The sequence below is a fragment of the Acrocarpospora catenulata genome (assembly GCF_018476525.1).
GTDB lineage: Bacteria > Actinomycetota > Actinomycetes > Streptosporangiales > Streptosporangiaceae > Acrocarpospora > Acrocarpospora catenulata.
Genome location: NZ_JAHCST010000019.1, coordinates 144,264 through 157,594, shown reverse-complemented (window position 1 = coordinate 157,594; position 13,331 = coordinate 144,264). Strand labels below are relative to the sequence as shown.

The window sequence follows — 13,331 nt, the reverse complement described above, 5'->3', positions numbered from 1 at the left end:
ACAACCGCGGGCCCGTGGATCCCCGTCAACCCGGCACGACAGCCGGGCCACAACACTGACCCGATCACGCAATCAACGCTCAGCCGGACCATTCAACCGACCACGGGAAGATCACGAAAGATCCAGGCTAACACACGTGGGAATTTGATCACAGATTCCTCCGATCGCCGAGGGGCAGACCAGGGAATTGCATGCGTGCGCCGCATGACTTGCACCGGCACCACGGACGGCTCGGCCTTCACCCTTCGAGCTTCTAGTCCTACCGTCTGGACCTGGCCTCTCAGGTGCCCAGCACCTTCGCCGGGCCGCAGGCGAGTATCAGCCGGTGATTCTCGCCCGGGACGACTGTGCCTACAAGGACCCCCACGGTCGTCCCGGGTTATCAAGTCCTCCAGGCTTGACGAATGCCATGTCGGTGGCATTTCGACGAGGCAATCGTCATCCCCAATCGGATGGCTCCTGCCAGAGCGATGAGCAGCCCGGCTTCGCCGGGTTCTCCCGTCGAGCAGCCTCGGGCGCCTGGCGAGTTGCCGGGACGAGCGGTACTGCCGGTGGACGGCGGCCTCGCGATGTGAGCAGCGCCGCAACCTACCGGCAATACGGCACCGTAGGGTTGCGTGCGCGGATCCGCACAGGTTTCACCTATGCCGCCGCCGGGTCCGGATGATCGTCATGTGCGGAGATTCAGGCGTACGGTGACGGGCGTGCGAAGGCACGGTGATCTCCAGCCCGCCGGTGTACGTCCGGACGTCGGTGTGGGTTTCGGGATGACCGTGTCGCCGTTCTCGGCGGTGTTGTGCGCGTTTAGCGCCGTCGCCGTGAGCACGTGCGACTCGTTTCCTGCGACCTCGCGTCCGCGCAGGTGCAGGACGACTGTCCGCGCCTGGTCGGCGTGCAGGTTGGTGAGCGAGATCAGCGCCGTGTCGCCCCTGGTGGACGCGAAGCGGACAGGGTGCTCAGTTCCGCGCCGTCGACCTGCACGCTGGGCAGGTCGCCGCGTCAGTGCACGGCGAGTGCTTGGGCGTCCTGGTGCCCGGTGTTCATGGCGAACACGTGGTAGGTCGGCGTGCGCACCAGCGTCCCTGTGGTCTCGTCGGTGAGGAGCACGGCCTGAAGGATGTTGACGGTCTGCGCGATGTTGGTCATCACAACGCGCCCGGCGAAGCGGTGGAAGACGTCGAAGTGGACCGCGGCGACGAGCGCGTCGCGCATGGTGTTCTGCTGGTACAGAAAGCCGGGGTTGCTACCCTCCGCCACGTCCCACCATGTGCCCCACTCATCGATGGCGAGACCGACCGCCCACTGCGGGTCCTAGCAGTCCATGACGGCGGCGTGCCCGCGCACCAGCTCCTCGATCCGCCGCGCCCGGCGCATGGGCGCGCAGCCGTACCTTCCGTCGCTTGAACCGGCCCGCGACCAGCGCGAACGCGTCATCCAGCCCGGCCCCGCAGACGGGCGGTATCGAGGTGTTCTAATCTGGCCATCGCGGCCACCGCATGATCTTCAGTTCCATCACACCTGAATGATCCAGCGGTGGCAGTCTGCCTTTCGTCCCGGGTACGAGCAGGAACAAGTGTGAACGAGCACAGACGAGTAGGAATAAGCATGGACAAGCACTTTGCCCATCGCTCCGTGCTGTCCCTGCCCAGCCGAATCTCAGCCCGCATCCCGATGTGCTACTGGAGTATTAGGGCTCTCGAGTTTGCCCACGAAGAGTTCGACCTACGAGTTGGCCCTACTGCCATATATCTCGGGTGTGCCCAATGTGAACCGACAAAAGCTCAATCGCCTCGTTCACCTTATTGGCCAGGAGCAGGTCGACGAGTCGGATGTGCTCGGCTGCCGAGTCTGCGAGAGTGCCCTCCTCTGCTCGCGCGATCACTCCGAACAGGCGGGTTTGCGCACGAAGCCGCTGGACCGTTTCGACCAGGCGCTTGTTTCCGCTTCCGTCCAGTATCCGTAAATGAAAATCCAGATCGGACTCGAGGTACCGGGCGATGTCCTTTTCGGTTGCCGCTCGGACGTTGTCCCGCGCGATCGCGTGCATGGCATCAAGATCTGCCGCAGTGAAATGAGGCGCTGCCAGCTTCAAGCCGGCCGGTTCGATGATCTGACGGAGTTCGGTGATCTCTTCGATGTCCTCGTGGGAAACTTGGGTGACTTGGAACCCACGGTTCGGCAGTGTGACGACCATGCCCTCACGCGCTAGGTCCATCATTGCTTCTCGAACTGGCGTCGCTGACACTCCGAACCGGGACGCCAGCTCGGGGGCGGAGTGGATCGCTCCGGGCTGCATGTCGCCGGAGACGATGGCTGCCCTGAGGGCGATCGTGACCCGTTCCCTGACGCTCCGCCGTTCGATCGGAATCGACGGGAGCTTCATGACTCCTCGTTCCACGGGCTGCCTTTTCTACGTCGTCGTATGCAAAGTGAGATTGCTTCAGAGTTACACAGTCTTCCGCAGGCCTTCAGGGAGTAGCACGTCCGGTGCCGATTGGTAGGTCACCGGTCGAAGGAACCTGTTGATGGCGTTTGGGCCAACCGAGGTCGTACTGGCATCGGTAGATGAGGGCCACGGTCCCCCGTGCTGCATGGCGGCGGTGACGGAAACGCCCGTCGGCCATCCGTCGAGAAGCACTCGGCCCGATGTGGCCGCACATGCCGACAGCAAGGCACGAATGTGATCCAGGGTCTCCACCTCGTCCAGATCGATGGCAGTGTGCCGGATGGTCGAGGTGAGGTTCCCGATGAACAGCTTCGGGAAGGCATCGACCAATTGGACAAGGGTCCGGTACCTCACGAAGAGGCAGAACGGACCGAAAACTTCGGTACGCACGAGGGTCGGGTCGTCCAGGACGCGATCCAGGGTGGTCTCGGCGAGTGTGGGAGTGACCCACAAGTTGAGTCCTTTGCGGGAGGCGTCGTCGGCCGCCAGGACACGGACACCGTCGGTGTCGCAGATCTGGTCGCGATGACGGAGGTAGCCTTCACCAATCCGGGGACTCAACATGCGGTGCTTCGGCACGTCCTCGAAGTGCTCGATCGCCGTGTTCACGAAATGGTCGGCGTTGTCGGGAACGAACACAACACCTGGTTTCGTGCAGAACTGGCCAGCCGAGCCTGAGACGCTCCCGACCAGACCCTTGGCCAGTTCGGTGGCCTGGGCATGGGCTGCGTTCGGGGTGACCACGACGGGGTTGATGCTGCCGAGTTCGCCGTAGAACGGGATCGGTGCGGGCCGTGTCGCGGCGATACGCGCCAACGCTGATCCCGCGGAGGTCGATCCGGTGAAGGTGGCCACCTTCAGCCGCGGCTCCTGCAGTACGTCACGGGCCACCTGCTCGTCGTCCACGATCTGGATCGTCTGGGACGACAGCCCGAGTGAGGCGAATACGTCCTGCGCCAGGTGGGCGACCCGAGCTGAGAGCTCGGGATGTCCCGGGCTGGTCTTGACGATGACTGAGCATCCCGCAGCCAGGGCAGCCACGGAGTCGCCACCCAGGACCGAGAACGCGAACGGGAAGTTGCTTGCGGCGAAGTTCAGCACCGGACCGCGGGGTTCCAGTTCCCGCCTGAGGTCCGGGCGCGGAGCTGGTGGGTAGGCAGGGTCGGCCGCGTCTACGACGGGCCGGCGGTGCCCGCCGTCGGCGATCATGTCGGCGAAGAGCAACAGCTGGAAACGAGTGCGGACGAGTTCGCCCGTGAGCCGTTCGATGCCAAGGCCTGTCTCATCGGCTGCGAGCGCAACCAGCGAGTCAGCATGCCCGGCCAGGGCCTGCTCGAGCGACCGGAGTGCGGCCGCGCGCGACGAGTCGTTCACGAACTCGGGCAGGTCTTGGGCTAGGAGCGCAGCATCGAGGATCGTGCCGGCGTTGCTTGCAGTGGTCATACGAGTGAGCTCACCGAACGGGCCGCTTCGAGAGCGCGGTGCGTGTCACGTTCGATCTGGCTGGCGATCTCAGCCGACAACGGCCCTCGCGGGGGACGGGTCGGCCCACCGTATGTGCGGCCGACGAGGTCCATCGACAGCTTGATCGCCTGCACAAACTCGGTCTTGGAGTCCCATCCGAAGACCGGACGCATCGCTGCGTACAGGTCGCGTGCCTCAGATATGCGGCCCTGCTCGACTAGCGAGCACACCAGGACGGCCTCGCGGGGGAACGCGTTGGGGTAGCCGGCGAACCAGCCGACGGCACCGTCGACCAGGGACTCGAAAAGAAGGTCGTCGGCGCCCGCGACGACGTCGATGTCGCACAGGTCCCTGATCTCGAGCACCCGCCGGATGTCGGTGGAGAACTCCTTGACCGCGACTACGTTGTTGAGCTGCGCGAGCTCGGCGATGAGGTCGGGGGTGAGGTCCACCTTGGTGTCGATCGGGTTGTTGTAGAGCATGATCGGCAGGCCGACCCGGTCGAGTTCGCGGTAGTGGGCCAGGACCTCGTCTCGGTTGGCTCGGTAGATGGTCGGTGGCAGGGCGAGAACAGCGTCGGCGCCGTCCTCGGCCGCTTGCTCGGCCCAGTAGACAGCCTGGTGCCAGCCGACGCCGTGGACGCCGGCAACGACCAAGCCACGATCTCCGACCGCCTCCCGGGCGACCCGCACGACGGTGCGGCGCTCTTCGTCGGTCAATGACGAGTACTCGCCGAGGGACCCGTTCGGCCCGACTCCTCGGCATCCTTCGTCGATCAGATAGGAGCAGTGTGCTGCGAAGGCGTCGTAGTCGACTGCGAGCTCGGCAGGCGCGTTGACGTCCTCTCGGAACGCCAAGGTCGTGGCTACGATGACTCCGCCGAGGTCCATCTTCTTGGTTGCACTCATGACGTGATGCCTTTCTCGACTCGAATCTCAGGCGTGACATTGCGCGGCGGGGTTCGCGCTCGTGGAGCGGCCCGGTCAGGTGGCTCGTCGGCCTCGGGTGAAGACGGCTACGGGCGAGGTAGCGCTGATTGCTGTGATGTCGCCCCTGGGGTCTCGCTCGAGAACGAGAAGGTCGGCGACGTAGCCCCGGCGGATCAGGCCGAGTTCGTGGTCGCGTTGCACCAGGCGGGCAGAGATTTGGGTCGCGGAGCGGATGATGTCGATGGGGTCCTGCACACGCGCACGCAGGTCGAACTCCTTCATCTGCACCTTGTTCGCGGCACCGAGGAGGTCGGTTCCAAAGGCGATCTGGACGCCCCCTTCGTGAGCGATCCGCAGGGCCTCTATTCCCTTGTACGCGACCACTTCGATCTTCTCGCGCACTTCGGGCTCGACCTCGTTGATGCCTTCACCGTCCAGGTAGCTGGTGGTGGCGATGATCGTCGGCACGTAGTAGGCGCCGTGCTCGCGGAACACGGGTGGGGAGGACTCGTCGAGCAGGTTGCCATGCTCGATGCTTCGAACGCCCAGGCGGACAGCTCGGTTAATCGCTTTGGAGTCGTAGGCATGCGCAGCCACGTAGCGGTTGGCTGCGGCAGCCTCTGCGACGGCCGCAGAGATCTCCTCGTCGGAATACTGTGTGGAGTCGATCCGGTCGGTCGGCGAGGCGACGCCCCCCGACACCATGATCTTGATGTGGTCTGCTCCCGTGCGGAGCATGGAGCGAACGCCGCGACGGACCTCGTCGACGCCATCGCACACCATGCCGATGCCGGCACCACACGGGTGAGGATCATGAACGTTGCGGCCCCGCTTGCGCATGTCACCATGGCCACCGGTCTGCGAGATCGCCTTCCCGCCGAACAGGACCCGAGGACCTGGGATGAGGCCGTCCTGGACCGCTTGCGCAAGGCCGAAGTCGGCGCCGCCGACATCTCGGACGGTGGTAAAGCCCTTGCGGAGCATCTCGCGCATCGTGCCGATCGCGTAGGCAGTGGCGTACTGCGGAGACTCGTCAGTCAGCCCGATGAGGTCGGCGGAGACTGCCGTCAGGTGGACATGGCAATCGAAGAGCCCCGGCATGACCACCGCGCCGTCGAAGTCGAACACCTCGGCGTCCCCATCGTAGGTGCGAGCTGCTGGGTCAGCGATGCGTTCCCCTTCGATGACGAGGTTGCCCCGCGGATTCAGTTCGCCGGTCTCGACGTCGAGCACCTGAACGCCACGCAGAACCGTGACCGTCACGACAGGGCCCCAACCGGAGTTCTCTTCGCCGCGATGTCTGCCTTGATGAACTCGGCGACCCGCTCACCGATCATGATGGATGGCCCATTGGTGTTCCCGCCGATGACGATCGGCATGATCGACGCATCGGCCACGCGGAGACCGTCGATGCCGTGCACCCTGAGACGAGGGTCAACGACGCTGGCCTCGTCCCAACCCATCTTGCAGGTGCCCGCAGGGTGGTAGTACGTGCCATAGGTGCGCTTGACGTAGTCGCGCAGCCCTTCGTAGGTGGTGACGTCCGGGGCCGGGTAGAGGTCCCGAAGCCGCCACTCGTCGAATGCCGGCTGGTGGGCGATCTCTCGGACGATCTCGACGCATTCGACGAGTCGGCGCACGTCGTGTTCGGTGGCGAGGTAGTTGGTGTCGATAAGTGGGTGGTCCGCGGCGTTTGAGGAGCGCAGCGTCAAGGTGCCGCGGCTGTCGGGGCGGATGAGACCGGCGCTCATCGTCCACGCACGTTCGGGGCCGGTTTCACCGGCTTGGTAGAACGGAATGTGCTTGAAGACGGGCTGTAGGTCGGGGCCCTTGAGCGTCGGGTCGCTCTTCAGGAAAAGGGCCGTCTGCATGAAGCTGGTGACCTGGGGCGGGATGTCCTTCTTGGCTTCGAAGACGACCCCGCACAGCACGTGGTCGTGAAGGTTCTGTCCGACTCCTGCCAGCTCGTTGACTGTGTCGATGCCGTGACTGGCCAGCTGATCTGACGGCCCGATGCCTGAGAGCATGAGAAGCTTCGGGGACTCGTAAGCGCCCGCGGACACGATTACCTCGCCTGCGCACCTGATGGTCTCGCGCTGGCCGTCGGAATCGCGAACTGTGACGCCGACGCAACGTCCGGCCTTGACCTCGAGACGCTCGACGAGCGTGTCGGCGCGGATACTGAGGTTGGGTCGAGGAGTGCCAAGGTAAGCCGCGCTGGAGGACCAGCGACGCCCATCCTTGATGGTGTGCTGAAGTCGTGCCACACCGAGCATCTCAGCGCCGTTGTAGTCCGGGTTGAACGTGTAGCCTGCTTCGACCGACGCTTCGACAGCCGCTTCCATGATCGGGTTCATCTGGTGGTTGATCGAGACCCTGAGGGGACCGCCGGTGGCGCGGTACTCGTCGGCCCCTCCCTCCCAGTCCTCCATCTTCTTGAAGACCGGCAGCACCGACTCGTAGTCCCACCCCTCACAGCCGAGGTAGGCCCATCCGTCATAGTCCTCGCGGCTTCCGCGGACGAAGATCATGCCGTTGATCGAACTCGATCCGCCCAGGGTTCGTCCTGCCGGCAGGTCGAGGATCCGGTCGTAGGTGTGGCGCTGGGGCTCTGACTTGTACTGGTAGTCGACCTCGGTGCCCCATGTCGCGAGCTGTCCGGTGACGCTGTGGATGTTCGGGTCGAAGTCACGCGGACCTGCTTCGATGAGCAGCACGGTGGCGCCGTCGAGCTCGGTCAAGCGTGCAGCCGCGGCTGCACCCGCGGAACCGGCTCCCACGACGATGTAGTCGTACTCGTCCACTGTGTTCTCCCCCATGTCAGAGCCTCACCTTCACTGACTTCAGTTCCGTGTAGGACAGGACTGCTTCCTCGCCGAGTTCGCGGCCGTACCCGGACTGCTTGTAACCGCCGAACGGAACGTCTTGGCCGTGGTCCAGGTGCGTGTTGACCCATACGGTTCCGGACTTGGCCCCGATGGCGAACCGGTGAGCTCGCGTGATGTCCCGGGTGAAGATGCTTGCGCCCAGACCGTAGAGGGTGTCGTTCACGTCGTCGATCACTGCTTGCAGGTCGTCCCCATCGAAGCTCTGGGCAACCAGGACGGGCCCGAAGATCTCCTCACGGGAAACCTTGGCGTCTCGCCGGTTCTCGACCAGGACGGTTGGGCCGTAGAAGAACCCGGAGTCCCGCTTGACGGGACCGCCGCAGAGGAGTTCGGCACCGTCCCGGATCGCAGCCTCCACCGCATGGGACACCCTGCCCAGGTGTGCCTCGGAGATGAGCGGTCCCACCTCGGTTTCCGGATCGAACCCGTCTCCGACGCTGAGTCGCTTGGCCCGCTCGGCAACTCCGTCGATGACAGCATCGAACACGTCGCGATGGACCAGCAGTCTCGAACCTGCGGTGCACACCTCACCTTGATTGAAGAAGATCGCGTTTGCGGCCGATTCGATGGCGTGGTCGAGGTCAGCGTCCGGGAACACGACCACCGGCGACTTGCCACCGAGTTCGAGGGTGACCCTCTTCATGGTCGCTGCGGCAGTCTGGGCGACCCAGCGCCCTGTCACGCCAGAACCTGTGAACGAGACACGGTCGACGAGGGGGTGTTCGACGAGCGCGGCGCCGACGCCGGGGCCTGTGCCGGTGACGATGTTGATCACTCCCGGCGGAATGTCGAGGCCGGCCACCAGGGCCGCGAACCGGAGCGCGCTCAACGAGGTCAGTTCGGCTGGCTTGAGCACCACTGCGCATCCTGCGGCCAGCGCCGGCGCCAGCTTCCAGGCGATCGAGACGATCGGAAAGTTCCACGGGATGATCTGACCGACCACCCCGCTGGGTTGGCGGAGCGTGTAAGCGTGGAAGGCGCCGTTCTCGCCCATGGACATCGTGCGGCCGTTGATCTTAGTGGCCCACCCGGCCATGTAACGGAACGTCTCGATCGCGGCGGCGATGTCTTCGGTCGCTGTCGTCAGCGGCTTGCCGTTGTCCAGCGTGTCCAGGAGCGCGAACGAATGCGCGTCGGCGTCGAGTCGATCTGCGATGTCGAAGAGCACGCGAGCTCGTTCCTCAGCTCTGGCTGAGCCCCAGCGGCCGAGCATCGCCGTTGCTGCTGCGCGGACGGCCTCGTCAACCTGGAGATGGTCTGCCTCAGGGATGGTCGTGATCACCTGGCCGGTCGCGGGGTCGATGCTCGCGATCTCGCCGCCTCGCCCCTCCGGAACGAGGCTTCCGTCGATGAGCATCGCGAGGTTCTCGCGGGCGAGTTCGATCGCCTGTTCTCTGAGACTCATCTGGTTCTCTCTTCGGGGGCATGCGGTGCTGTGGTCAGCACTCTGTGCTGTACAGCAGTGCCTGGTTGTCGGGGTCGCTGATGTTCTCGGGAGTGATCTCGGCGTAGCCGGTCTCGGACTCTGCGGTGAATGTCTCACCCTTGAGCGCGGCCGCAGCTGCCTGGACGCCGAGCTGACCCATCAGACGGGGCTTCTGAACGATCAGCGCGTCGATGTTCCCCGCCTGAACAAGTTCGGCCTCCTTCGGGCTGGCGTCGAACGCCACAAGGTAGATGTCCTTCAGGTTGTCCGTACTCACCACCGAACCGGCAGCCTCGCCCACCAGGGTGGCGGTGGCGAAGATGCCGTTGAGGTCGCGGTTGGCGGCCTTCTTGGCGTGGATGATCTCCGCTACCTTGCCGGCGTCGTCACCAGCGAACTCGGTACCGAGGTACTTGATGTCCGGGTAGTTCTTGAGTGCGTCCTCGAAGCCCTTCTGCCGCTCGTCGGTGACCCCGATGCCGGGGGCGACATTGACGATCAGTACCTGCCCCTTGCCGCCGACCGCCTTGGCGTAAGCTTCGGCGGCCTGCTTCCCGCCGTTGTAGTTATTCGAGCCGATGGCGGCGAAGGTGAAGTCCTGGTCGATGCCGGAGTCGACGGTGATCAGGGGCTTGCCACTGTCTGCGTAGGTCTTCAGCGGAGCGTTGAGGGCCTTCGTGTCGGTAGCCTCGACGAGCAACGCGTTCGGGTTCTTCGCGATGGCGGCGTTGAGGAACGGCATCTGATCCGAGGCACTCCACACACCTGGCCCGCTGACCGACACCTTGTACCCCAGCTTCTTGGCCTCTTCCTCGGCGCCGCAGGCGATCTGGGCAGTGAACGGATCACCCAGTCGACCGAGGACGAGTTCGATGTTGGCCGAGTTGCCGCTGCTCGCCTCACCGCCGGACCCGCAGCCGCCGGTCAATGCAAGTGAGCCGACCAGTCCGAGGGCCACCATCGAGGTTTTCTTCATGCTTGGACTCCGTACTTTGAGTGGTGGTGTGAAGCCGCGTCACCTGATGTCAACTCGTCGCTTGAGTTGGTCCCAGTAGACGGCGGCGATCAAGACGGCCCCGATAACCGCCTGCTGCCAGAAGGCCCCCATCCCTACGATGAGGAATCCGTTGCGGAGAACCGCAGGGATGAAGACGCCGATGACAGTGCCTAGGAGTGATCCGACGCCACCAAACAGGCTCGTGCCGCCGATGATGACGGCTGCGATCGCCTGGAGTGCGTCGGTCGAGTGGCCGTTGACGGCCGTGGTTCCGAAGCGAGCCATCTCCAGCTGGCCGGCAAAAGCCGCCAGGACGCCCATCGACAGGTAGATGGTGAGCAGATGGCGCCGTTCGGACAGTCCGGCACGGCGGACTGCTTCGATGTTGGAGCCGATTGCGAACGTGACTTTCCCGAACCGGGTGAGTTTGAGCAATCCTCCGCCGAGGATAGCCACGAGCAGTGCGATCACGACGATGAGAGGCAGCCCGAGGAGGTCGGCAGTGGCGATCGAGGTGATCTGCGACGGGATTCCGGCAACGTTGAGGCCGTTGGTCATGATGAGCGATCCGCCCAACGCCATGCCCATGGTGCCGAGGGTCGCGATGAGCGCCGGGACACGGGCGTAGGCAATCAGGAAACCGTTGAGCGCCCCCCAGGCTGCCCCTGTAGCCAGGGCCGCAGCGATCCCAGCAGAGATCGCCAACGTGGTGTTGTCCTGCGGCATCGCGACCATGACCTTGGCACCGATGACTTGGGAGAACACCAGGACCGCACCAGGGGACAGGTCGATGCCGCCGGTGATGACGATGAAGGTCATCGCCACCGAAATCACCAGCAGGCCAGAGGCGTCTAGGGCGATGTTGGTGATATTCGTGGTGGAGCCGAAGGCGTCGGAACTGTGCGCGTAGAACCCGATGATGAGCGCGGCCAGGATCAAGACCAGCCAGAACGAGGAGGAGGACACGGAACGGCGGAACAATGCCCGCGGTTCGAACACTGAGTCGGTGGTGAGCGTGTCGCCGAGGGGGGTCATTTCTGACCCCCCTCGTAGGCGCCGGTCATCGCGGAGACGATCTCGGCCATGCTTGTGTCGGGCGCCTTCAGCGACGCGATGCGCTTCCCGAGGTAGAGGACCTCGATACTGTCGGCGATCTCCATGACCTCTGGGATGTTGTGGCAGATATAGACGACCGCAACACCGGTGTCACGGACGCGGCGGACAAGATCAAGGACCTCCTTGGTCTGAACAACACCGAGGGCGGCAGTCGGCTCGTCCATGAAGAGGATCTTTTTCGCCCACATCGCGGCCCGGCACACGGCGACGCCCTGTTGCTGGCCCCCGGACATGGACCTGACCGGGGCTCGATGGTCGCGGATTTTTACCCCAAGTTGGGCGAACCCTCGCTGGGCCTCCTTGGCCATCGCCGACTTGTCCAGGACGCCGAGCTTGCCGAGAATGCCGGGACGAAAGATCTCACGCCCCAGATACACGTTCTCGCTCGGATTCAGGTGCGGTGCGAGCGCGAGGTCCTGGTAGACGACCTCGATTCCGGCCGCGCGTGCGTCACGCGTGTCGCCGAACTCGACGGGCGTCCCGTCGACGTAGATGGTCCCGCCGTCGGGCCGGTGAACCCCAGCCAAGGTCTTGACCAGTGTGCTCTTGCCTGCGCCGTTGTCACCCAGCAGAGCGACGACTTCGCCCGGACGCACGTCGAAGTCAGCGCCGCGGAGCGCTTCGACGTGTCCGAACGTCTTGATGAGGCCTCGCGCGCTCAGCACGGTTTCGATTGGCTGGACCATGTTCACTCCTGGGGAGCCCAGATGTCACCGACGGTGAAGCCGAGCGGGTATGGGTCGTCGTTCTGGCACACGTAGGTGGCATAGCCACTGATCCAGGCCCTCCCGGAGATTCGCGGGACGATCGCCGCGTAGTCCCCGACCTCGGACTCGCTGACGACGGTTCCCGTGAAGATCCCGCCCAGGAGACTCTCGTTCCTGAACTCGGCCCTGGGTTCGATCTGACCTTTGGCGCGCAGCACGGCCAGACGAGCTGAGGTACCTGTGCCGCAGGGACTCCGGTCGATCGAGGCCCGGTTGATCTCCGGGTCCGAACTGATCGCTCCAGTGCTGACGATGACGGCGTTCCGTGCTGAGTTCGCGGGGTCCTTTGGCGCGCCGTAGAGGATCCCGTTCTCGATGACGTTGATCTCGGGGTTGAGCGGGTGCACCACCTGAAGTTGGTCCCGGGCGGCCGCCTTGATACGCTCTCCTGCCGTCGCGATGGTGTCACCGTTCTCTGGCACCAGGTCGATTCCGAGTTCATCGGCGTTCGCCATCACGTAGAACATGCCGCCGTAAGCGACATCGACCATGACCTCACCAAGACCTGGCACATCGATCTTCACGTCCAGGTGTGTCGCGAACGACGGTACGTTGTCGAACGTGACCCGAGTGACCCGGCCGTTGTGGCAGTCTGCCGTGACCTCGACCAGCCCCGCCGGCGTCTCCATGACCAGATGGGTCTGGGGTTCGACCATCGGCAGGCGACCGGTCTCCAACATCACGGTGACGATGCACATCGTGTTGCTGCCGGACATCGGCGGGTAGTACGGCGTCTGCTCGATGATCACCACGCCGAAATCCGCCCGCGGATCCGTCGTCGGCAAGATCACGTTCATGCACGTCGACGGCAGCCCTCGCGGCTCTTTGAGCATGAACAAGCGCAACCAGTCGAAGTCACGCTCCATGTTCATCTTCTTCTCGAACATCGTGGCACCAGGAACTGCGAGCCGACCGGTTCCACCGAAAACCAACCGACCCGGCTCGCCCTCGGCGTGAGCGTCGACGGCCTCGATCATCAAGGCCGCGGGCCCGTATCCCTTTGCGTTGCCTGCCATGCGGGAACCCTGGCACATGCGACGTAACATTGCAATAGTACTGTTCGATCCGGCTCCGACACCGCGATGGAGGACTTCCCGATGAGCTTGGCCGCGCTGATCGTGGCCGAGGCCTGCAACGTCGGCCTGGTCCCGATCGAGAAACCGAACGTTCCCGCGCTGACCCGGGCCCGGCTGCAGCAGGTCGACCAGGGCTACCTGGGTAAGCAACAGTTCTTGAGTTGAGGGTGCTGAATCCTCCTCACCCTGCACGCACCCTGCCTGCGAACTGCGTCTTCTCCC

12 protein-coding genes and 1 pseudogene are annotated in these 13,331 nt (G+C 64.3%); 1 reads left to right on the top strand and 12 read right to left on the bottom strand.

All coding sequences use genetic code 11. From position 1 onward, the window contains the following. Positions 1 to 999: 999 nt before the first annotated feature. The 12 genes from KIP79_RS21550 to KIP79_RS21500 all read right to left on the bottom strand — a co-directional run bounded on the left by KIP79_RS21550 (position 1,000) and on the right by KIP79_RS21500 (position 13,010). Positions 1,000 to 1,284 (bottom strand): alpha-L-arabinofuranosidase C-terminal domain-containing protein, encoded by a 285-nt coding sequence (locus tag KIP79_RS21550; protein WP_308169828.1) that lies wholly within the window; start codon positions 1,282 to 1,284, stop codon positions 1,000 to 1,002. Positions 1,285 to 1,311: 27 nt separating this feature from the next. Further along, positions 1,312 to 1,434, bottom strand: coding sequence for a hypothetical protein (locus KIP79_RS48515; protein ID WP_256447383.1), 123 nt, complete (start codon positions 1,432 to 1,434; stop codon positions 1,312 to 1,314). A 301-nt stretch (positions 1,435 to 1,735) separates the two neighbouring features. Beyond that, positions 1,736 to 2,383 (bottom strand): GntR family transcriptional regulator, encoded by a 648-nt coding sequence (locus tag KIP79_RS21545; protein WP_214106682.1) that lies wholly within the window; start codon positions 2,381 to 2,383, stop codon positions 1,736 to 1,738. A 63-nt stretch (positions 2,384 to 2,446) separates the two neighbouring features. Next, positions 2,447 to 3,889 carry an aldehyde dehydrogenase family protein gene (locus KIP79_RS21540; protein ID WP_214106681.1) on the bottom strand — a complete coding sequence of 481 codons (1,443 nt, stop codon included), beginning with the start codon at positions 3,887 to 3,889 and terminating at the stop codon, positions 2,447 to 2,449. Continuing rightward, positions 3,886 to 4,818 carry a dihydrodipicolinate synthase family protein gene (locus tag KIP79_RS21535; protein WP_214106680.1) on the bottom strand — a complete coding sequence of 311 codons (933 nt, stop codon included), beginning with the start codon at positions 4,816 to 4,818 and terminating at the stop codon, positions 3,886 to 3,888. Before KIP79_RS21535 ends, KIP79_RS21540 begins: the two co-directional genes overlap by 4 nt. 75 nt (positions 4,819 to 4,893) lie before the next feature. After that, positions 4,894 to 6,102 carry a metal-dependent hydrolase family protein gene (locus KIP79_RS21530; RefSeq protein WP_214106679.1) on the bottom strand — a complete coding sequence of 403 codons (1,209 nt, stop codon included), beginning with the start codon at positions 6,100 to 6,102 and terminating at the stop codon, positions 4,894 to 4,896. Then, entirely contained in the window at positions 6,099 to 7,643 is a 1,545-nt protein-coding gene (locus tag KIP79_RS21525; protein ID WP_214106678.1) for a GMC family oxidoreductase, read from the bottom strand. The genes KIP79_RS21530 and KIP79_RS21525 overlap by 4 nt, the downstream gene beginning before the upstream one ends. 16 nt (positions 7,644 to 7,659) lie before the next feature. Beyond that, positions 7,660 to 9,084 carry an aldehyde dehydrogenase family protein gene (locus KIP79_RS21520; protein ID WP_214106677.1) on the bottom strand — a complete coding sequence of 475 codons (1,425 nt, stop codon included), beginning with the start codon at positions 9,082 to 9,084 and terminating at the stop codon, positions 7,660 to 7,662. A gap of 82 nt (positions 9,085 to 9,166) precedes the next feature. Then, positions 9,167 to 10,129, bottom strand: a complete 963-nt coding sequence (locus KIP79_RS21515; RefSeq protein WP_214106676.1) for an ABC transporter substrate-binding protein — start codon at positions 10,127 to 10,129, stop codon at positions 9,167 to 9,169. A 39-nt stretch (positions 10,130 to 10,168) separates the two neighbouring features. Next, complete coding sequence (locus KIP79_RS21510; protein ID WP_214106675.1) at positions 10,169 to 11,185, bottom strand: ABC transporter permease; 1,017 nt, start codon at positions 11,183 to 11,185, stop codon at positions 10,169 to 10,171. After that, positions 11,182 to 11,952, bottom strand: coding sequence for an ATP-binding cassette domain-containing protein (locus KIP79_RS21505; RefSeq protein WP_214106674.1), 771 nt, complete (start codon positions 11,950 to 11,952; stop codon positions 11,182 to 11,184). The genes KIP79_RS21510 and KIP79_RS21505 overlap by 4 nt, the downstream gene beginning before the upstream one ends. 2 nt (positions 11,953 to 11,954) lie before the next feature. Next, entirely contained in the window at positions 11,955 to 13,010 is a 1,056-nt protein-coding gene (locus KIP79_RS21500) for a proline racemase family protein (protein WP_214106673.1), read from the bottom strand. 99 nt (positions 13,011 to 13,109) lie between these two features. Between KIP79_RS21500 and KIP79_RS21495 the strand changes: the two are divergent. Further along, positions 13,110 to 13,274, top strand: a pseudogene (locus KIP79_RS21495) (hypothetical protein); the annotation flags it as partial. Between the last annotated feature and the right edge of the window lie 57 nt (positions 13,275 to 13,331).